Genomic DNA, 21,806 nt, shown 5'->3' with positions numbered 1-21,806 from the left:
CAGTAATGGTCATTCGTGCGTAATGTGACCATTATTTTACATGAATAGGAATATTACGCAAACGTTTGCTTCTGGGTTGTCTTTAGGAGAAATAAGCAAGATGGCGATGTATTTAATTGGTCAATTAGCAAAGTTATGTCAGGTCAGTAGCGATACATTACGGTTTTACGAAAAAAATCATTTGCTCCAGCCAGCAGGCCGAAGCGACAGTGGTTATCGTTTATATAGTGAGGATAATCTATCGCGAGTTAAATTTATCTTACGGGCTAAAGCTATTGGTTTAAGTTTGGAAGAAATTCGTGAGCTATTAGATATCCGACTGGAAGCAAGTCAACATAGTTGTGCGGAAGTAAAAGCGATCACCCAAGCGAAGCTTGATGAAGTGGACATGAAAATAAAGGAACTCACGCGTATTCGACGCGCGTTGAAAAAGATCAATGATGCGTGTTGTGGACATGTGGATGATGATGCGAGTCATTGCTCAATCCTTGAGGCCTTGAACGATAGTTGTGACACGCCAGATCCTATCGGTGGCACCAAGTCATGTTGTTCAAGGCACAAGAAATAGAACGTGTAAATTAATCGCTGGTGGCTTCTTTTGCATTTTGGATCGCATCTTTTGTGGTATCACGGAAAAAGTGTCCCGTTGCTTTGGTTGCATCACGGGTTGCGTGACCAATCTCAGTGAAGCCATCTTTAATATTTTGTTTATCGCTACTGCTACAACCAACTAATGGTAACGAAGCGATCAGTAGTACCGCTAAAACATGCTTATTTAACATCTGAGATCCCTCGATAAAATTTCGAAGACTAGTGTAGCGTTTTTTTATCATGAACCAAGTTAAATTCATGTCATGAATATCGTGATTAGCATCATTATATTTCATTAGGGCATTGTGAAATTTTGTGATAATTTTCAGTCAATAGCGTATTGCTAATACGAATTAAAGATAAGGAAAATCGATGTTAAAAGTAAATGAATATTTTGATAGCCAAGTAAAATCAATTGGCTTTGAATCTTCGGGCGATCATGTCAGTGTTGGCGTGATGGCACCTGGCGAATATACCTTTGGTACTGTAGCGCCTGAACGTATGACTGTGGTTAAAGGTGCATTAACTGTAAAACTACCTGGCCATGTTGACTGGGAAACTTACAACGCAGGCGATAACTTTGAAGTTCCTGGTGACAGTTCATTTAATGTGAAAGTATTGGTTACTACTGCTTATCTTTGTGATTACTTATAATTTTAAGTTATCGTGATTATCTAAAAGCTTCACTTCGGTGGAGCTTTTTTGTTTGTCGCTGTTTGGTATCTCTATGCTGAACCTCGCTCAATTAATTGTGGTGGTAAAATAAACTGTTGTGCCGTTTCATTATGAGCTTTCATTTTTGCGAGTAAGCGTTGTCCTGCAAGTTGACCCATTTGTCGGGTAGGAGAGCTGATCATAGTTAGGCTTGGCTGAGTTAAAGCCGCTTCAGGGGTATCATCAAACCCAATTAAGCCGATTTGTTGACCAATATAGTTATCTTTTCCGACACTTTTCCCTACCCGTTGAATACCATACATCGCCCCTAATGCAATGGCGGGTCGGTGGCATAATAGCGCGGTAATTTTAGGATGCTGAGTTAGCAGTTGTTGAACATGATCCGCGGCTTGGCACTGGTTATTCTGAGCTTCAATTATCCATTCATTTTTAAACGGTAAACCATATTGCATTAATGTCGTGCCGTAGCCGCCAATACGCTCTGCACGGGTGAGTGAGTCACTGCTTCCACCAATATACGCAATATGACGATGACCTTGTTGGATTAAGTGCTGAGTTGCAAGGATTGCGGCTTGATGATTATCAGGTCCAATATAATCGACCTCATTATTCACGGCGGAGCGGGCCAAGCAAACCGCAGGAATATTGGCTTTTTTTGCCATTTCGAGTACTTGATTGGTTGCTTCTCTTACCGGGCTAAACGCAATACCTGCGACACCTTGTTGGATCATCGATTGGACACATTGGATTAATTTGTCTGCTTGATGGTTGGACTGGGCAAGAAATAACATATGGTCATGTTGTTCAAGCTCGTCGCTTAACCCTGCCGTGACTTCGGTATAAAAGGGATCTGTAATATCCGCTAAGATCCAGCCGATCAAATTTGAGTGATTGGATCGTAAATTCGCTGCGGCGTTATTGCGAACATAGCCTAAGGCTTCAACTGCTTGATTGACCTTATCAATTGTCGCTTTTGATATACGGCCTTTATTGCCAAGTACCAAAGAAACAGTGGAAACGGAGACGCCGGCATAGTCGGCAACATCGGTGATCTTTACTTTGCTTGATTTAGCCATTAGATAGTTAATTACCCTGTATTTATCTATCAATATAAAACGTTATATCTATGATCTGAATATTAACAGGATCACAGTTTTTAATATGTGTTATGGCGCGAGATATGTTCCGTGATCTCGATGCCGATAAAAGTTGATAAAACGTTTTATCACTTTGTTTTTGACGAAGATAAAACAGTGATTAGGTGACAATGATGTCTAAATCTGCAAATAAAACAACGCTATGGGAGTTTTTCCAAAGCTTAGGTAAAACGTTTATGTTGCCAGTGGCACTTTTAGCGTTTTCCGGTATTTTACTGGGTATTGGTAGCTCGTTATCAAGTGCTGCAGTAAAAGAAAGTATGCCTTTTCTTGATAATACCGTACTGCAATTGCTGTTCATGTGGATGACCAAAGTTGGTTTGGTCGCATTTATCTATTTACCTATCATGTTTGCCGTAGCCATTCCACTCGGCCTTGCTCGTGAAGAAAAAGGCGTTGCCGCATTTGCAGGTTTTGTTGGTTACGCAGCACTTAACTTATCGATTAATTTTTACCTAACAGTGGCTGGCGTATTAGGCAATGCGACCGAAGAAAAAGCCTACGGTGTGAAGTCGGTTTTGGGCATAGAGTCGATTGATACCGGCATTTTAGGCGCGGTGATCGTCGGTATTATTGTGGCGAAACTGCATGCACGTTTCTATACCTACAAAATGCCTGATGCATTAGCTTTCTTTGGTGGCGCGCGTTTTGTTCCGATCATCTCAACCTTAACGCTAGGTGTGGTTGGCCTATTAGTACCGCTAGTATGGCCTTACTTTGCTATGGGTATTAATGGTATTGGTAGCTTAATCTCTCACTCAGGCCCATTTGGTCCATTCCTTTTCGGTACCGGTGAGCGTTTGTTATTGCCATTTGGCTTACACCACATTCTTGTTGCATTGGTGCGTTTTACGGAAGCTGGTGGCACGATGGATGTGTGTGGTAACACGGTAAGTGGCGCATTAAATATTTTCTATGCAGAGCTTTCTTGCTCAACAACTAACGGCTTCTCTAACTCGGCAACATCATTCTTGTCGCAAGGTAAAATGCCTGCTTTCCTTGGTGGATTACCTGGCGCTGCTCTTGCGATGTACCACTGTGCTCGCGTTGAAAATCGCAGCAAGGTAAAAGCGTTATTGTTATCAGGTGTGGTTGCGTGTGTGATTGGTGGTATCACAGAGCCATTAGAGTTCTTATTCCTGTTCGTAGCACCAGCACTGTACTTTGTTCATGCTATTTTAACGGGTGTTGGTTTTATGGCGATGCACCTATTAGGCGTAACGATTGGTAATACTGATGGCAATATTATCGACTTTTTGATTTTCGGTGTACTTCAAGGTACGGCAACGAAATGGTACTTAGTACCTCTTGTTGCTGCTGTATGGTTTGTGATGTATTACAGCGTATTCCGCTTTGTGATCACTCGCTTTAATTTAAAAACCCCTGGTCGTGAAGTGGCTGATGTAAAAGATGAGTTAGCCTTTGCGGAAACGGGTGAGAAAACGACGGTTACAAAGGAGATATTATTCTAGAAGCACTGGGTGGTGCTGCAAACATTACGTCACTGGATAACTGTATTACTCGTTTACGTTTATCGGTTAATGATATGAGTTTAGTGAATGACGCCGTACTCAAAGCTAACGGTGCGTTGGGGGTCGTTAAGCTTGACGATTATAACTTACAAGTCGTGATTGGGCCTCAGGTGCATATGGTCAAAAATGAAATGCAGGGCTTAATGCCAACGACGGCATAATATGATTGCGGAGCCTAGTGCTCCGCTTTTTTGTTTTGGATAACTGTTTTTGCTTGTTGCAAGAGGTTGATATGTTTGATTTCTCTACCCCAGTTAACCGTTATGGTACCTATTGTACCCAGTGGGATTATGTTGAAGATCGGTTTGGCGAAGCGGATTTATTGCCGTTTACTATTTCTGATATGGATTTCGCCGTTGCGCCATGTATTGAGAAAGCGTTATCTGAGCGATTAGCACACGGTGTATTTGGCTATAGTCGATGGAATCATGATGATTTTAAATCTGCGATCACAGGATGGTTTTCACGCCGCTATCATAGTCCAATCAATCCCGAGCATATTGTGTATGGTCCATCGGTGATTTACATCATTTCGCAATTAGTGATGCAGTGGACAAAGCAGGGGGAAGGAGTCCTCATTCATACTCCAGCCTATGATGCGTTTGGTAATATGTTAGCGGCTAATGATCGTCTCATGCTAACAAGCCCGTTGTTAAAAACGGCTGGTGGCAGTTATGAGATTGATTGGGCACAATTTGAAGCACAAGCGGCAAAACCAGAGTGTAAAGTGTTGTTACTATGTAGCCCACAAAATCCAACCGGACGAGTATGGACACGTGATGAGCTAAGCCGTATGGCACAGATCTGTTTGCAATATCAGGTGAAAGTGATCTCCGATGATATCCATATGGATATGGCATTTAATGATTATATTCCTTGGCCTGAAGTGGCATTAGATGATAATTGGGCGTTGGTTTCTTCAGGATCAAAGTCATTTAATATTCCTGCATTAACGGGTGCATATGCGTTTATTGCAGATCAAACTGTGCGTGAACGGTACCTTACTCAGTTAAAAGCGGCACATGGCTTATCGTCACCGTCGATTTTAGGCGTAATAGGACATATTGCCGCTTATAACCAAGGTGAAATATGGCTCGATAGTTTAAAAGACTACCTTCAAGCTAACCTCCGTTATGTCGCTGAGCAGTTAAATCAGGCCTTTCCAGAGTTGAATTATCAAGTGCCGGAGGGGACATATTTAGCGTGGATTGATTTAACGCCATTGAGCGTGGATATGAACGCCCTACAACAACGTTTAATTGGTCATTACAAAGTCGCCATTATGCGCGGTGATACCTATGGACAAGAAGGGCAAGGTTATGTTCGTTTAAATGTCGGTTGTTCTCGTAGCAAAGTAGAAATAGGTCTCAAGGCATTGGTGAGTGCATTGCATGATCTAAAACATCAATAGAATATTTCTTGTTTTCTAACTAAGAAAAGCTTCGCATCGGCGGAGCTTTTTTGTATCTGTTATTGCCGCTCACTTTTAGAGATCAATCGTTTTATCAATTGCGTCTTTATATGATATGTAACGCATATGTTGGATTTATAAAAATTATCTGGAGAGAAAGCATTATAGTAACAGTATTTAGCAAGGTTGAGTTCTGGTTAATCACGCCTAACGTGTTGCTTTAGATACTTAGAGCCTAATTGATCTTGTCGTTATAGCGAAACTATTTCATGACTAAACGTAATAAGTAGGATAGGGAGGTTCTATGAATCTATCGTTAACACATGCATCAATTAGTACCAAAGCTTGGATCATATGGCTGTTATTTGCCATCGGTCTTATTTCTATTGCTGTATTAAATATTTCCTCAACTAATCAACATATGCGAGCTAATTATGAGAGAGGTATTAAGCAGATAGTAGAAGGGGCGGTAGGAGTTGTTAATTACTATCATGCACTTAGCTCCAATGGCACATTGAGCGAAGAAGAAGCGCAAAAACAGGCACTGGCCGCAATTAACGCAATGCGTTTTGATGGCGGAAATTATATTTTTGCGGGAAATAAAGAAGGCTATCAAATAGCGACCCGTTTTGACGAAATGATGGGGACTGACATTCTGTCATTAAAAGACGGTAATGGACGACGATTTGTCGAAGAGCTTTACAGTGTCGGTAAGCAAGGCGGTGGTTTTGTTGATTATATGTGGAAGTCATCGTCAGATCCTAATCAACTGATTTTAAAAACGAGCTATGCCGATTATTTTCATCCTTGGGGCTGGATGATTGGCGCGGGAATGAATATCAAAGCCTTAAACCAAGATATTCAAGCCAGCCAATGGCTATCGTTTGTGAACGTTGCTGTTATTTTGGCAATACTATCATTATTGATGGCGTATTTTATTCGTAGCATTACTTTGCCAATTAAAAAAACTGTTGCTGCGATGCGCGATCTATCAACAGGTGAAGGTGACTTAACTCAGCGCCTTAAAGAAGAAGGCGGGCCTGAATTAACGGCACTTGCGAAACATTTTAATCGTTTTGTTATTTCTATTCAGACCATTATCCACAATATTAGTGATGCAGGCTCACAACTGACTAACTCTTCGCGTTGTTTATCACAGTCAGTGTTATCGATGGATAGTAATTTAAACCAACAAAAAGAAGACACCGATCAACTCGTAGGGTCAATGGGGGAAATGCTTACTGCGGTTGAAGAAATTGCAGGCAGAACCGTTGATGCCACTGATTTTAGTATTAAAGCAGCGAAACAAACAGAAGCCAGTAAAGTGATTATTCAGCGTAATATTGAAGAGTCACAATTGCTCGCATTAGATATTGGTGAAGCTAGTAAAGTGATCACCCAACTTGCAACAGATAGCCGCAATGTCGATACCGTATTGGAAGTGATACGTGGTATTGCAGAGCAGACTAACTTATTAGCGTTAAATGCTGCGATAGAAGCTGCAAGAGCAGGCGATGCTGGGCGAGGCTTTGCAGTTGTTGCTGATGAAGTTCGCACGTTATCACAGCGCACACAAGAGTCGACGATTGAAATTCAAACTATTATTGAAAAATTACAACAAGGTGCGGAGCAAGCGGTTGGTGTCATGAATCAGGGGGCTGAAAAAGCACAAAATGCGTCAAAGATTTCTGAATCAGCAGGGGAAGCTCTGAATTTAATTGTTGAAGAGGTTCATGCGATACAAGGGATGAATCAACAGATCTCAGCCGCAACAGAGCAGCAATCTTTAACCGTTAATAGTATTAATCAAAATGTGGCAAGTTTGAATGATAGCTCGATATCATTGTCGACTGAATCCAATCAGATGTCGTCATCGAGTGAAGAGCTCAATCAAATTTCGGAAGATCTGATGGTGACGATTCAGCGTTTTAAACTGCATTAAAATAGGGCTATTGTGTTTTATTTAGCATGACAGTACCGAATAGCAACCAATAAAAAAGCCATGCCTGAAATACAGGGATGGCTTTTTTATCAACAACTTAAACTAAATGTATTAGTTCATGCCGTATTTTTTAAGCTTCTTACGTAGCGTACCACGGTTGATACCCATCATGGTTGCAGCGCGAGTTTGGTTACCGCGAGTGTACTGCATGATAGTGTCTAATAGTGGTTGTTCAACTTCTGCAAGCACAAGCTCGTACAGATCGTCGACTTCCTGACCATTTAATTGAGCAAGGTAGTTTTTAAGGGATGCCTTCACTGAATCACGTAATGGTTTCTGTGTGATTTGGTCTTGTGAAGTTACAGTTGTTACTGTTAACGCTTCGGAAGTCAGATTTTGTTCGAACATAATTCTGTAAGCTCTTCTAGTATTTATGCAACGTTTTCGAAGTAGCCTTGCAGCGCATCAAGTTGCTGTTGAGCATCCTCGAGTGCGTTGAAGGTCTGGCGGAAATCACCGGCTGGTGCATGTTCCTTCAAGTACCAAGACACGTGTTTACGTGCAATGCGCAGTCCTAGGTATTCACCGTAGAACTGGTGGAGTTCTTGAACATGTCCCAACATGATTTCACTGATCTCATCAATTGATGGGGCAGCGAGGTGTTCACCAGTTGTTAAGTAATGGTGGATTTCTCTAAAAATCCACGGCTTCCCTTGTGCAGGTCGGCCAATCATTAGAGCATCGGCACCCGTATAATCGAGTACAAAGCGTGCTTTCTCCGGGCTATCGATATCACCGTTAGCGATAACTGGGATCGAGATGGCTTGTTTCACCGCTCTAATGTAGTCATATTCCGCTTCACCTTTGTACATACATGCCCTGGTACGTCCGTGAAGGGCGAGGGCTTGTATGCCGCATTGTTCGGCGAGTTTGGCTATGTCGACACAGTTTCTATTTTCCAGATCCCAACCAGTACGGGTTTTAAGCGTAACTGGAACATCTACCGCATCCACCACTGTACGAAGAATGTCTTCGATAAGGTTGGGATATTGCAGTAGTGCAGAACCGGCTAATCGTTTGTTTACTTTCTTTGCTGGGCATCCCATGTTGATATCGATGATTTGCGCACCGTTTTCAACACTGAACTGTGCAGCTTCAGCCATCAACTTTGGATCAGCCCCTGCTATCTGAACCGAACGAATACCTGATTCACCTTCGTGAACCATACGATTGAGCGATTTAGACGTCTTCCAGAGATCTGGGTTCGACGACATCATCTCGCTAACAGCCATACCTGCACCGTAGCGAAGGCATAACTCACGAAATGGCCGATCGGTCACACCCGCCATAGGCGCGACTATCAGCTGGTTTTTAAGTTGATAAGGACCGATTTGCAAAATGTCTCTACCTGACTGTGCCAGTAAGGGCGCGCATTTTACGCATTTTTTGCTCTGCTGAAAAGGCCAATAATTGAGCATGATGATTTTGTTTGCCAAAATCGTATGATTTTCAATCAATTGACCGATTAAATTTATAAATAAAAATCAGCAATAGCACCCAAAACTTAGTGTGATTATGCCTTACGGCCCGAGATGCGACACCACTCTTCACGTGCCATTACTGGGTCTAAAGCCAGTTCATCACCGTAGTAGGTTGACACATCAGCCGCTTGGCTTTCTAGTACACCTGAGATCGCTAAGTCGCCACCGTCTTTAACAAGGCTCTTGATCACTGGTGATAGTTCACGCAGTGGACCTGCAAGGATGTTAGCAACCACAACGTCTGCTTGAATACCTTGAGGCTGGTCTTGTGGTAGGTATAGTTCTAGATTGTCAGATACACCGTTACGCTCTGCGTTATCACGTGACGCTAAGATAGCTTGTGGGTCGATATCAATACCAATAACTTTTGCAGCGCCAAGTTTTAGTGCTGCGATAGCTAAGATGCCTGAACCACAACCAAAATCGATAACTGTTTTACCCGTTAGGTCTTGGCTGTCTAACCACTCAAGACAAAGTGATGTCGTTGGGTGAGTACCTGTACCAAATGCTAGACCGGGATCTAATAGTACGTTTACCGCATCTGGTTCTGGCGCTTCACGCCAGCTTGGGCAGATCCATAGGCGACGACCGAAACGCATTGGGTGGAAGTTGTCCATCCACTCACGTTCCCAGTCTTTATCCTCTAACTGCTCGATTTTATAAGCAAAATCATCAGCAATTAATGGGCTGTTTTTAAGCATGTTCAGCACGAAATCCATGTCGGCTTCAGCATCATACAAACCAATTACATCGGTATCACCCCATAGGCGGGTTTCACCTGGCATAGGCTCGAAAACTGGCGTGTCTTGTGCGTCTAGGAAGGTGACAGACAGAGCACCAGTCTCTTCCATTAGCATGTCGCCAATTGCTTCTGCGCTCTCTGCAGTTGCGTTCAGTTTAATTTGAATCCAAGGCATGGTTTATTCGCTTATTTTGTGACTACTTGAACATAGGGGGCGAAGTCTAGCATGAAATTTCACCAATCCCCATTATCAGATGCCATTCTAGAGATAAAAAAAAGATAGTACCGACTGGTACTATCTTTAATGTAGTTGATTATTTAGCGTGATATAGCCGATTTTAGTCGCTTAATTGCGGTGTTTCTACTTTTGTTGGTTTTGCATAGCTACCAATGACAAAGGCGATCAAACCTAATAAAAGTGTTGGCACAATCGCATGAACGCCATTCATATCGGGCTTACTAAATGACAAAATAATGTAGCTACTCAAACCAACAATCATGGAAGCAAAAGCACCAGTTGCAGAAGCTTTTTTCCAATATAAGCCGAGTACAAGAGGCCATAAAAATACGGCTTGTAAGCTACCAAAGGCTAATAAGTTAAGCCAAATGATCATGTCGGGCGGATTCATCGCAGCGATAAACACTAAACCTGAGAAAATCCCTGTTACCCATAGTGACAATTTAGGCAGGCGCTTTTCAGCGTGTTCATTATTGGCAATGCTTGGATTGATATAGTTGATATATAAATCTTTGAGCAGTGTTGCTGAAGCTTGAATGAGTTGTGAGTCGATAGTCGACATAATGGCCGCCATTGGGCCTGCCAAGAACACACCTGCTACAACAGGCGGTAATACGGTTACCATAAGGGTTGGCATGATCTGATCGGGGCTGGCGATATCAGGCACGATAGCACGCCCTAACGCGCCTGCTAAGTGCATCCCAAACATCAGTAGCGCAACCATGATAGTACTGAGTACCATGCCTTTATGCAGTGAATTACTGTCTTTATAAGACATACAACGTACCGCAGCATGTGGCAGACCGATAACACCAAAACAGACCAAAATCCAAAAACTCAACATAAAGGGCTGGCTCAGGAAGTGATTTGGACCGTAAGGGGTAATTAACGCCGGATCAATATCGTGAAGTTTGGTGACTAATGCGCCGATACTCCCGCCCGCATGCACGATCCCAATCAGTAACGCAATGGTACCGATGATCATCATCAAGCCCTGTAAGGTATCAGTCATCACAACAGCACGAAAGCCACCAATTGTAGTGTATAGGCCTACGGTGATCGCAAAGATCATTAAGCCATGCATATACGATAGGCCTGTTACGGTTTGGAGCAGACGCGCACCACCGACAAACTGTACGACCATGGTGCCAAAGAAGGCGATCAGTAATGACAGTGAAGCAAAAATGACGACACCACGGTTTTTATAGCGAGCATAAAGGATGTCATTAAGGGTTAATGCGTTATGACGTCTCGCTTCGATGGCAAATTTCTTACCGAGTACACCAAGGGTCAGCCATGCTGCGGGTAACTGGATCATCGCAAGTAATACCCAACCTAAGCCCATTTTATAGGCAGCCCCTGGGCCACCAATAAAGGTGCTGGCGCTGGCGTAAGTGGCTGCAAGGGTCATCGCAAGAACAAAACCGCCCATGCTACGGCCACCGACTAGGTACTCGGTAAGAAAGTTTCCTTTGCTTTGAAAGCGTCGGGTATAAAGTGCCATCGCAAAGACTGCGGCAAGGTACAGTACGATAGGAATAATGAGTTGGCTATTCATGGGGGTCTTCGTGGTTAATATCTAAAGGAAGATCTCGGTAGACGACTTTGACCATGACACCGCACATAACGGTAAAAATGATCGGGCCGACAATGCATGACATCAAGAACCAGAGTGGAAAGCCAAAATATAGGGTTGGCATGCTTAGATCACCGATGGCGGGCGCTAAGCCGTAGGCGGATAGGTACCACCAAAGAAAATAAGCTAACGCTAGTCCTATCGCCCAAAGTGCCTCTTTATGGGCTTGGCGATAGCGTGCTGAGAGCGTTTTCATGCTGTATCTCCAGTTGTTATCAAGTGTTTTCCTACTAAATACAGTGTAGTAACTAGTAGGGTTGGTCAAAAAGGTGGGCTATTGTGGCAAAAGATACTGTGTTATGCCATGTGAACCGATCAATCGAGGTGAATTGAGATTGTGTATAAACAAAAAAGACTACCCTAAGGTAGCCTTTTATCGTCAAGCAAGTGCGCTTATTGCAGACCGAGTTTCTTCTCAAGGTAGTGGATGTTTGCACCACCTTTTTGGAAGTTCTCGTCAGCCATAATATCTTGCTGAAGCGGAACGTTGGTTTTAATGCCGTCGATGATCATTTCGCTCAATGCATTACGCATACGAGAAATAGCTACATCACGATTTTCACCGTACGCAATTAACTTACCGATCATTGAATCGTAGTAAGGCGGTACTGTGTAACCTGAATAGATGTGTGATTCCCAACGGATACCCATACCACCTGGCGCATGGAAACGCTCGATAGTACCTGGACAAGGTAGGAAACGCTCTGGATCTTCAGCATTAATACGACATTCGATAGCATGGCCACGAATTTGAATATCACTTTGGCTAAATGACAGCGGTTGACCTGCTGCAATACGTAGTTGCTCTTTGATCAAGTCAACGCCTGTTACCATTTCGGTTACTGGGTGCTCAACCTGAATACGGGTGTTCATTTCAATGAAGTAGAACTCACCGTTTTCGTAAAGGAATTCGAATGTACCTGCGCCACGGTAATTGATCTCTAAACATGCACGTGTACAACGCTCACCGATGTACTTACGCATTTCTTCGGTAATGCCCGGTGCTGGTGCTTCTTCAACCACTTTCTGGTGACGACGCTGCATCGAACAGTCACGCTCACCTAAGTGAATCGCGCCACCTTGACCATCAGCTAAGACTTGAACTTCAATGTGACGTGGGTTTTCAAGGTATTTCTCCATGTAAACCATGTCGTTATTGAAACAAGATTTTGCTTCAGCACGGGTCATTGCGATCGCTTCAGTCAATTCATTTTCTGAACGAACAACACGCATACCACGACCACCGCCGCCACCAGATGCTTTGATGATCACAGGATAACCGATACGTTTAGCAAAAGATTTGTTCTTTGCTTCATCGTCATCAAGTGGGCCGTCAGAGCCAGGTACACAAGGTACACCAGCTTTTTTCATTGCCGTAATAGCAGAAACTTTATCGCCCATTAGACGAATAGTGTCAGCTTTTGGACCTACGAAAATAAAGCCTGAACGCTCAACTTGTTCTGCGAAGTCAGCATTTTCAGAAAGGAAACCGTAGCCTGGGTGGATAGCGACTGCCCCTGTAATTTCAGCTGCACTGATAATACGAGGAATATTTAAGTAACTATCGATACCGCGTGCAGGACCAATACATACTGACTCGTCAGCAAGTAGAACGTGCTTAAGATCGCGGTCAGCGGTTGAGTGAACCGCAACCGTTTTAATCCCTAGCTCTTTACAAGCGCGCAAGATACGAAGTGCAATTTCACCTCGGTTTGCAATTACTAATTTATCTAACATAGCCAGAGCCTCGATTACTCGATGATGATAAGAGGCTGATCGAATTCAATCGCATCGCCGTCTTCTGCAAGAATAGCGACAACTTTACCGGCTTTGTCAGCTTGGATTTGGTTCATCATTTTCATCGCTTCAACGATACATAGTGTGTCGCCGATATTCACCGATTGACCAACTTCAACAAATGATTTTGCTTCAGGGCTTGGAGAGCGGTAGAAAGTACCAACCATAGGTGAAAGCACAGAGTGACCTGATGCAACAGGTGCTGGTGCTTCAGTTGCAGCTACAGTTGCAGCTACAGGTGCTGGCGCTTCTACAGGTGCAGTTGGCATAGGATGTTGTGCCATTGGCGCTGCCATGTATTGTTGTGGCATTGCTGTTGCTGGAACGCTACGGCTGATGCGTACTGATTCTTCACCTTCAGAGATTTCTAGCTCAGCGATGCCTGATTCTTCTACAAGCTCAATTAGCTTCTTGATTTTACGAATATCCATTTATATTTCTCTTTTTATATTGTTCAGTTAGCTATCTGCATGCAGACGACGTACCGCTGCATTCAGGGCGAATTCATAGCCGTCAGGGCCTAAGCCACAAATCACGCCTACTGCTTTATCGGATAAGTAAGAATGATGACGGAAAGGTTCACGAGCGTGGACATTAGATAAATGCACTTCAATAAACGGAATGGCGACGCCGAGTAAGGCATCACGAAGGGCTACACTCGTATGAGTAAAAGCTGCAGGATTGATAATGATGAAATCGACCTTGCCATAAGCTTGATGGATTGCATCAATTAACACATGTTCCGCGTTGGATTGAATATGTTCTAATGCCACACCTAATTGGGTAGCTTTAGCAGTAAGCCCATCAACCACTTGAGTTAATGTTTGATGGCCATAATGGCCCGGCTCTCGTAGACCTAATAAGTTAAGGTTAGGTCCATTTATTAATAAAATTCGTTTAACGGTCGACATCTTGACGTATTTTCACTTGTTTATGAGGTTAAACTCTAACAACTTGCAGACTTATGCAATTTTGTTTCCGTGTGTCCGTTTTTTTACTGCTAAACGTTCATTGTTGAGCAATTATAGTGAATTCACCGCAAATCGCAGCAAAATACTGGTCTAATCACCACTTTTTTGTGCGAACACGTGTAAGCCTTAGTGAGGAGTGTCGTTACTATTAGAGGTTTTATCTTACGACAAGTTCACTCTACTAAGTGTAAGAATTTAGTAATAATTATGACTAAATTCGAACCATTCCCACAAGATGAAAAACGGTAAAGTTCAGTAGATAATATTTGACGAATAAATCAACAATCAAGCTGTTGATTTATTCAGCATTGCGATCAAAGTGGCGTATTTTAGGCTGAGAATGCTGGTATTTAGCTGAATTGAATGAAGATAATGATGGCGAGAAAATAAAAAAGACCGCAATTGAGCGGCCTTTGTATATTGATAAAAAAGTTGGATTACATCACTTTTTGTTTTTCTTCAATAAGTCGATCAACGACTGTTGGATCAGCAAGGGTTGAAGTATCACCTAAGGTTGAGGTATCTCCAGTTGCTATCTTACGAAGAATTCGGCGCATGATCTTACCTGAACGTGTTTTTGGTAATGCGTCCGTCCAATGTAAGAAGTCTGGTGTGGCGATAGGACCGATTTCCTTACGTACCCAGTTTTTCACTTCTTTATGCAGCTCTGCACTTGGAATTTCACCATCGTTTAGGGTGATGTAAGCGTAAATTGCTTGGCCTTTTATCTCATGTGGTACACCCACAATTGCCGCTTCTGCAATCTTATCGAAAGCAACGAGTGCAGATTCAATTTCAGCCGTCCCCATGCGGTGACCTGAAATATTTAACACGTCATCGACACGACCTGTGATCCAGTAATAACCGTCTTCATCACGGCGCGCACCGTCACCGGTGAAGTACATCCCCTTAAAGGTAGAGAAATAGGTTTGCTCAAAACGTTCGTGATCGCCCCAAAGCGTACGCATTTGACCAGGCCATGAATCGGTCATGACTAAGTTACCGTCAGTGGCGCCTTCAAGGATATTACCGACGTTATCAACCAGTGCTGGTTGTACACCAAAGAATGGACGTGTTGCAGAGCCTGGTTTTAGTGCGGTTGCACCCGGTAGTGGCGTAATTAAGATCCCGCCTGTTTCTGTTTGCCACCATGTATCCACGATTGGGCAACGTTTGTCGCCAATTGTGCGGTGATACCATTCCCATGCTTCAGGGTTAATGGGTTCGCCGACAGAGCCCATGATACGCAATGATGAACGGTTAGTACCTTGAATTGCTTCATCACCTTTCGCCATCAGAGCACGAATAGCGGTAGGTGCTGTGTATAAAATGCTGACTTGGTGCTTATCCACCACTTCACTCATGCGACTGGTTGATGGGTAGGTTGGTACACCTTCAAATAATACCGTGGTTGCGCCATTAGCAAGTGGTCCGTATACCAAGTAGCTGTGACCTGTGATCCAACCGACATCTGCGGTACACCAGTACACATCACCTTCTTGGTAATCAAATACATATTTAAACGTCATCGTGGCGTATACCAGATAGCCACCTGTGGTGTGAAGTACACCTTTAGGCTTACCCGTTGAGCCTGACGTGTAAAGAATAAATAGAGGATCTTCAGCGTTCATTGGCTCAGGAGCACAGTGAGCTGAAGCCACAGCTGTTGCTTCATGCCACCATACATCGCGCTCATCATTCCAAGCAACTTCACCGCCTGTACGTTTAAAGACAACCACTTTTTCAACTGTCGTTACTTCAGGGTTGACTAGCGCGTCATCGACATTTTTCTTAAGGGGAACGGCACGACCACCACGTACGCCTTCATCAGCAGTAACAACCACTTTTGCATTTGAATCGATAATACGTCCAGCCAAGGCTTCTGGAGAGAAACCACCAAAGACGATAGTGTGCACCGCGCCAATACGGGTACAAGCGAGCATTGCAATTGCCGCTTCTGCAACCATTGGCATGTAAAGACATACCACGTCACCTTTACGTACACCTTGGCTCTTCAGGGCGTTAGCAAACTGACAGACTTCTTGATGTAATTCATTGTAGGTTAGGGTGGCATCATCATTAGGATCATCACCTTCCCAAATAATTGCTGCTTGATCGCCTTTGGTCGCGAGGTGGCGATCAATACAGTTAGCAGAGACATTAAGCTCACCGTCTTCAAACCATTTAATGCTGACGTGGCCGGTATCAAATGAGGTGTTTTTAACTTTAGTAAATGGTGTCATCCAATCAACGATTTGGCCATGTTCACGCCAAAAACCTTCAGGGTTAATCACTGATTGCTGATACATCTCACGGTATTGCTCTTCATTGATATGAGCTGTTTTTGCGATGGTCTCATTGACCGGATAAACGTGAACCTCACTCATCCTATTCTCCTTGAGTTCTTATACTTTATGCGCCCTGCATCCTTAGCCGATGTAATAAGGGTGAGCAAACTGACTTTTTATAGTTGTTTTGTGCTGCGTATACGTTGTGCCATTTTGTGTGTGTCTACAATTAGACTTTAGGATGAGAGAGCTGGATCAAAGGGCGTAAATGCAAGTTACATGGATTTTTCATGACAATTTGTAGAGGGATATCTGAACTTGAGTGATAGTGTGAGGCGAATAAAAATTGAAAGGAGATCTCCGTCGCACTATTAGAGTAATTATGTGTTATTGGTGGGGTTAAATTGCGCACTGACATTAGTTTGAGAAGAAAACTAAGTCATAATATGTTGCTTTTTTATTCACCACATTATGCGAGATCACTATGTTTACACGTTCGCCTTACAGCTGGAGCTCACAATACTTGTGGGGCTTCTTCTTCTCTTACGGTGTTTACCTGCCATTTTGGGCTATTTGGTTTAAGCATATTGGAGTGGATGATTCTGATATTGGGTTGCTGTTGGGTTTAGGTTTTGCCGTTCGTTGCTTAGCTAATTTAGTCTTAACCCCGCGTATCCATAAAGTAGAGCATCTTATCCCTGCTTTACGAGGTTTTACTCTGCTCGGTCTGCTTGCTTGTATTTTTTATATTGTCGGTGGTGGGGGATTATGGGTACTTGCTGCTGTCACTATCTTATTTAATTTATCAGCAGGGCCTATCGTGCCAATTTCTGATGCTATCGTGAACCATTATGCAAAAGATGGGCATCTTGATTATGGTCGCACCCGTTTATGGGGATCGATTGCCTTTATTGCGGGTTCAACGGTAGTAGGGATGCTGGCTAATCACTATGGTGCCGATATCATTCCGTGGGTGGCATTATCTGGATTAGCTTTCTCACAATTAATGGCGGCAAGAAACCCTGCGATTATGCCATTTGATGAAGGGAGCTCTGAGCAAGTTCGCCCTGCATTGTGGGGGATTTTACGTAATGGTGCGGTGATTAAGTTGATTGTGATTGCGGCATTACTGCAAGGTAGCCATGCGGCTTATTATGGTTTTAGTTCTATCTACTGGCAGAAAATTGGTTTTAGTGAATCAATGATTGGTTACCTATGGAGTTTCAGTGTTGTTGCAGAAGTTATGGTATTTCTAGTTAGTAAGCGCTTATTTTCTGGTTGGTCGGTAAATAATATGTTTCGCTTAGCAGCATTCGGTGTCTTGGTGCGATGGGGATTAACCGCCACTTTGACAGATCAATGGCTGATGTTTCCCGTTCAAGCTCTACATGGCGTAACTTTTGCTGCTGCTCACTTAGCGGCGATTCGTTATATTCAACAACAGCCGAGTAACCATTCTGTCGCGCTGCAATCGCTATATAATGCGATTCCTCTTGGGGCGGTAATGGCAATATTAACGTCGATGAGTGGATGGATGTATGGCAATTGGGGCGCGAATGTCTTTTGGATCATGGCTGCGATGGCTTTTCCTGTGTTTTTTATTCGTTTAACACCGCCCCAACAGATCGCGACGACGGAATATAAAACCAGTAAAGCGTAGTGATTACTAACTTTCAATTTAAAGCGCAGTCTTGATGGCTGCGCTTTTTTATTGCGACGAAGAAAAGAGAAGGCTCACTATCTTACTGAGAGAACTGTGATCAGACAGGATTGAGTAAGCTGTGAGAACTTAGTTACAGTGGTAAATCAGTTTAAAAAGGATGATGTGTGATGGTACAGGGATGGATTGTTATAACCGTATCACTGGTATATCTCGGCGTACTGTTCGCGATTGCATGGTATGGCGATAAAAAAAGCCAATGGTTAGCAGGGTGGCGACCGTGGATATATAGTTTATCCATTGCGGTGTATTGTACCTCATGGAGTTTCTTTGGCACGGTGGGACAAGCTAGCCGTGAGCTGTGGTCTTTCCTCCCCATTTATCTCGCACCAATTATCGTATTTACCTTAGGCTGGAAAGTCTTAGCGCGGCTGATCTTTATTGCTAAGCGAGAACACATTACATCGATAGCAGATTTTATCGCAGCCCGTTACGGAAAGTCGCAAGGGTTAGCAATGCTCGTCACCGTGATTGCGGTGATCGGTATTTTGCCTTATATCGCGTTGCAGTTGCGTGGCATTACGCTGGGGCTTGAACAGATCACGCCGAATTTAGGCGAGATGTTCAATCTCGAAGGATTAGATACTGCGTGGATAGTATCTGGTGTACTCGCAGTCTTCTCTATTTTGTTTGGTACTCGGCATATTGATTCTACCGAGCATCACCGCGGTATGATGATGGCGATAGCGTTTGAATCATTGATCAAGCTTGCTGCGTTTCTCGCGGTCGGAATTTTTGCGCTGAGTTTATTTAAAACCGCTCCTCAGCTCAACGCACTAAGTTGGCAATCACTTACTTATACATCGCCTAATGTCGGTAGCTTATTTATTCATATGTTACTTACCATGGCGGCAATTATCTGTTTGCCTCGTCAATTCCATACCATTGTAGTGGAAAACCATAGCCAAGCTGATTTACATAAAGCCCGTTGGATTTTTCCTTGTTACCTGTTCTTAATGGGGATTTTTGTTATCCCTCTTGCTTTGATTGGCCAGCAATTACTGCCGAATGTGTTAGCCGACACTTACGTAATTAATTTGCCCTTACAGCAAGGTGCGAACGGCATTGCGCTACTCGCTTTTATCGGTGGTGCTTCAGCGGCGACAGGGATGGTCATTGTATCAACTATCGCTTTGGCAATTATGGTATCGAATGATTTAGTGATGCCATTAATGCTACGTCGAGTACGCATTGGACCGCGTAATTTTTCTGCCTTTTCAGGTTTATTATTAAATGTCCGTCGGGTGTTAATTGCGGTGTTATTACTTGCGGCATGGGGCTTTTACCATGTGCTAGATAATGTCCATTCACTGTCGGCTATAGGTTTATTGTCATTTGCTGCGATTGCACAATTTGCCCCAGCGTTGCTCGGCGGTATTTACTGGCGCTTTGGTAATAAAAAAGGCGTGTATACCGGTTTAGTTGGTGGGATGACGATTTGGCTTATTACCATGATGAGCCAAACCAGTATGTTGGCAGGGGATGCTGGTAGTAATTTTCTACTGTGGATATTAAGCCCACCGCAACTGCCTATTTTACGAAGTTTATCTTCTGTTGATTGGGGCATGTTGTTGAGTTTATGCGTCAATGTCAGTTTGTTTGTCGGGATTTCATTAATAACGCGCTCGTCGCTCACTGAACGTTTACAAGCGGCTTCTTTTGTTGGTGCTTCTCCTGCAGAAACAGAAGATGGGAGCTTATATCAAACCCGTGTGACGGTTGCAGAATTAGAAATGTTGGCTTCTCGTTTTGTTGGCCGTAAACGCGTTAGACATGCATTTGCTCAGTTTGCCGAGCAGCAAGACAATCGTTTAGATCCTCAACAACAAGCTTCTGCCAGCATGATCCGCCATACCGAAAGAGTATTGGCTGGCGTTTTTGGTGCATCTTCAGCAAGGTTAGTGCTTACTTCTGCTTTGCAAGGAAGAAACATGCAATTAGAAGAAGTCGCAACGATTGTTGATGAAGCTTCTGAGTTGTTTGATTTTAGCCGAGGGTTATTACAAGGAGCGATTGAACATATTAGCCAAGGTATTGCTGTGGTTGATAAACAGCTTCGGCTGGTGGCATGGAACCAACGGTATTTAGAGCAGTTTTCTTTTCCTCCGGGCTTGATCCAAGTGGGTCGCCCAATTACTGATGTGATTCGGTATAACGCTGAGCAAGGATTATGTGGCCCCGGCGATCCTGAAGCACATGTTGCTAAACGAGTTGAGCATTTACAGCGGGGAACGGCACATACGTCATCGCGAATTCGCCCTGATGGACAAGTGATAGAAGTGCAAGGTAACCCAATGCCTGGTGGTGGCTTTGTGATGAGTTTTAGTGATATTACCGCGTTTCGTCAGGTTGAAATGGCATTAAAAGAAGCCAATGAAAACCTTGAAGCGCGAGTTAAAGAACGGACCCAACAGCTTGAACAATTGAATCATCAATTAATGATAGCCACTCAGCAAGCGGAGCAACAAGCGCAATCCAAAAGTCGCTTTTTAGCGGCGGTGAGTCATGATTTGATGCAACCGCTCAATGCCGCGCGCCTCTTTTCTTCTTCGTTAACAGAAGTCGCTGAGGGCAAAGAAAGTGCGCGTTTAGCCACTCATATCGAAAGTGCATTAGGAGCAGCAGAAGATCTGATTGGAGATCTGTTGGATGTTTCTCGTTTAGAGGCAGGTAAATTACAAACGCATATTGTGCCGTTTAAAGTCAGTGATGTACTCAATACATTATCGGCTGAATTTGGTGCTTTAGCGCAACAACAACAGATCACCTTTGATGTGGTATGCAGTGATGCGGTGATCATCTCAGATGCCAAGCTCTTACGCCGTGCTTTGCAAAATTTCTTAACCAATGCTTTTCGTTATAACCCTAGCGGTAAAGTGTTGTTAGGTGTGAGGCGTCGAGGCCTGCGTTTGCAGATTGAGGTTTGGGACAATGGACCGGGGATCCCGATAGAAAAGCAGACCAATATCTTTGATGAATTTACCCGTATAGAACAAACAGGGAGCGAGCATGGTTTGGGGTTAGGGCTGGCGATTGCGCGTGGGATCTCACGGGTATTGGATCACCCATTAGATTTACGCTCATGGCAGGGAAAAGGCACGGTATTTTCGTTATCAGTACCATTAGGTAATGCGTCTATGCTAGCTGCTTGTACGCAGGTATCCACTACCGAGATCAAAGCGCCATTAGCTGGATTGAAAGTGCTGTGTGTCGATAATGAAAGTGACATTTTATTAGGAATGGAAACCTTACTCACTCGCTGGGGCTGTGAGGTTAAATTAGCTGAAAATCTTGATGAAGCTATGTGTGCTCTCGAACAACAGTGGCAACCCGATGTGATCTTTAGTGATTACCATTTATCCCATCAACAAACAGGATTAGAAGTATTGTTGCAATGCCGTTCAAGGTTAGGTGATAGTTTTAAAGGGGTGGTGATTAGCGCAGATAGAATGACCGAAAATCAGGCCGCGATCCGAGGTCATGGTTTTGGATTTATCAGTAAACCAGTTAAGCCATTAAAGCTTCGCGCGGTACTGAATCAATGTCTGCCTGTTACGAGTTAGTA

17 protein-coding genes and 1 pseudogene are annotated in these 21,806 nt (G+C 43.5%); 7 read left to right on the top strand and 11 right to left on the bottom strand.

Annotation, left to right across the window (positions count from 1 at the left end; genetic code table 11):
- Positions 1 to 100: 100 nt before the first annotated feature.
- Positions 101 to 568 carry a Zn(2+)-responsive transcriptional regulator gene (gene zntR / locus BTO08_RS14185; RefSeq protein ID WP_105061404.1) on the top strand — a complete coding sequence of 156 codons (468 nt, stop codon included), beginning with the start codon at positions 101 to 103 and terminating at the stop codon, positions 566 to 568.
- 10 nt (positions 569 to 578) lie between these two features.
- On the opposite strand, the gene BTO08_RS14180 is transcribed toward zntR, so the two are convergent.
- Positions 579 to 782 (bottom strand): hypothetical protein, encoded by a 204-nt coding sequence (locus BTO08_RS14180; RefSeq protein ID WP_105061403.1) that lies wholly within the window; start codon positions 780 to 782, stop codon positions 579 to 581.
- A gap of 181 nt (positions 783 to 963) precedes the next feature.
- Here BTO08_RS14180 and BTO08_RS14175 point away from each other — a divergent pair, with 181 nt between their 5' ends.
- The gene (locus tag BTO08_RS14175) at positions 964 to 1,245 is read left to right on the top strand and encodes a pyrimidine/purine nucleoside phosphorylase (RefSeq protein ID WP_006647687.1); all 282 of its coding nucleotides are present in this window, start codon (positions 964 to 966) and stop codon (positions 1,243 to 1,245) included.
- Between the two features lie 71 nt (positions 1,246 to 1,316).
- Here BTO08_RS14175 and malI read toward each other — a convergent pair whose 3' ends face one another.
- A complete protein-coding gene (gene malI / locus BTO08_RS14170; RefSeq protein ID WP_105061402.1) occupies positions 1,317 to 2,342 on the bottom strand; it encodes a Mal regulon transcriptional regulator MalI in 1,026 nt (341 codons plus the stop codon).
- Between the two features lie 194 nt (positions 2,343 to 2,536).
- Here malI and malX point away from each other — a divergent pair.
- The 3 genes and pseudogenes from malX to BTO08_RS14155 all read left to right on the top strand — a co-directional run bounded on the left by malX (position 2,537) and on the right by BTO08_RS14155 (position 7,308).
- Positions 2,537 to 4,116 (top strand): annotated as a pseudogene (malX, locus tag BTO08_RS14165) (maltose/glucose-specific PTS transporter subunit IIBC).
- Between the two features lie 71 nt (positions 4,117 to 4,187).
- The gene (locus tag BTO08_RS14160) at positions 4,188 to 5,366 is read left to right on the top strand and encodes a MalY/PatB family protein (protein WP_105061401.1); all 1,179 of its coding nucleotides are present in this window, start codon (positions 4,188 to 4,190) and stop codon (positions 5,364 to 5,366) included.
- Between the two features lie 304 nt (positions 5,367 to 5,670).
- Positions 5,671 to 7,308: a methyl-accepting chemotaxis protein gene (locus tag BTO08_RS14155; protein WP_105061400.1), complete on the top strand. Its 1,638-nt coding sequence runs from the start codon at positions 5,671 to 5,673 to the stop codon at positions 7,306 to 7,308.
- Between the two features lie 111 nt (positions 7,309 to 7,419).
- On the opposite strand, the gene fis is transcribed toward BTO08_RS14155, so the two are convergent.
- The 9 genes from fis to acs form a co-directional block, all read right to left on the bottom strand.
- Positions 7,420 to 7,716, bottom strand: a complete 297-nt coding sequence (gene fis / locus BTO08_RS14150) for a DNA-binding transcriptional regulator Fis (protein WP_005372656.1) — start codon at positions 7,714 to 7,716, stop codon at positions 7,420 to 7,422.
- 23 nt (positions 7,717 to 7,739) lie between these two features.
- A complete protein-coding gene (dusB, locus tag BTO08_RS14145; RefSeq protein WP_198038472.1) occupies positions 7,740 to 8,705 on the bottom strand; it encodes a tRNA dihydrouridine synthase DusB in 966 nt (321 codons plus the stop codon).
- A 176-nt stretch (positions 8,706 to 8,881) separates the two neighbouring features.
- Positions 8,882 to 9,766, bottom strand: coding sequence for a 50S ribosomal protein L11 methyltransferase (gene prmA / locus BTO08_RS14140; protein WP_045130902.1), 885 nt, complete (start codon positions 9,764 to 9,766; stop codon positions 8,882 to 8,884).
- A 163-nt stretch (positions 9,767 to 9,929) separates the two neighbouring features.
- On the bottom strand, positions 9,930 to 11,387 hold the full coding sequence (gene panF, locus BTO08_RS14135) for a sodium/pantothenate symporter (protein ID WP_105061398.1): 1,458 nt from the start codon (positions 11,385 to 11,387) through the stop codon (positions 9,930 to 9,932).
- Positions 11,380 to 11,661 (bottom strand): YhdT family protein, encoded by a 282-nt coding sequence (locus BTO08_RS14130; protein ID WP_045084725.1) that lies wholly within the window; start codon positions 11,659 to 11,661, stop codon positions 11,380 to 11,382. Before BTO08_RS14130 ends, panF begins: the two co-directional genes overlap by 8 nt.
- 197 nt (positions 11,662 to 11,858) lie before the next feature.
- Complete coding sequence (accC, locus tag BTO08_RS14125) at positions 11,859 to 13,202, bottom strand: acetyl-CoA carboxylase biotin carboxylase subunit (RefSeq protein WP_105061397.1); 1,344 nt, start codon at positions 13,200 to 13,202, stop codon at positions 11,859 to 11,861.
- A 14-nt stretch (positions 13,203 to 13,216) separates the two neighbouring features.
- A complete protein-coding gene (gene accB, locus BTO08_RS14120; RefSeq protein WP_105061396.1) occupies positions 13,217 to 13,693 on the bottom strand; it encodes an acetyl-CoA carboxylase biotin carboxyl carrier protein in 477 nt (158 codons plus the stop codon).
- A 27-nt stretch (positions 13,694 to 13,720) separates the two neighbouring features.
- Complete coding sequence (aroQ, locus tag BTO08_RS14115) at positions 13,721 to 14,173, bottom strand: type II 3-dehydroquinate dehydratase (protein ID WP_105061395.1); 453 nt, start codon at positions 14,171 to 14,173, stop codon at positions 13,721 to 13,723.
- A 497-nt stretch (positions 14,174 to 14,670) separates the two neighbouring features.
- Positions 14,671 to 16,620, bottom strand: a complete 1,950-nt coding sequence (gene acs / locus BTO08_RS14110) for an acetate--CoA ligase (protein WP_105061394.1) — start codon at positions 16,618 to 16,620, stop codon at positions 14,671 to 14,673.
- 385 nt (positions 16,621 to 17,005) lie between these two features.
- Between acs and BTO08_RS14105 the strand changes: the two genes are divergently transcribed.
- Both BTO08_RS14105 and BTO08_RS14100 read left to right on the top strand, forming a co-directional pair.
- Positions 17,006 to 18,181 (top strand): 3-phenylpropionate MFS transporter, encoded by a 1,176-nt coding sequence (locus tag BTO08_RS14105; RefSeq protein WP_105061393.1) that lies wholly within the window; start codon positions 17,006 to 17,008, stop codon positions 18,179 to 18,181.
- Positions 18,182 to 18,351: 170 nt separating this feature from the next.
- On the top strand, positions 18,352 to 21,804 hold the full coding sequence (locus tag BTO08_RS14100) for a hybrid sensor histidine kinase/response regulator (protein WP_105061392.1): 3,453 nt from the start codon (positions 18,352 to 18,354) through the stop codon (positions 21,802 to 21,804).
- Positions 21,805 to 21,806: the final 2 nt, after the last annotated feature.

The organism is Photobacterium angustum, assembly GCF_002954615.1.
Lineage (GTDB): Bacteria > Pseudomonadota > Gammaproteobacteria > Enterobacterales > Vibrionaceae > Photobacterium > Photobacterium angustum_A.
This window is presented reverse-complemented; position numbering and strand designations above follow the sequence as displayed.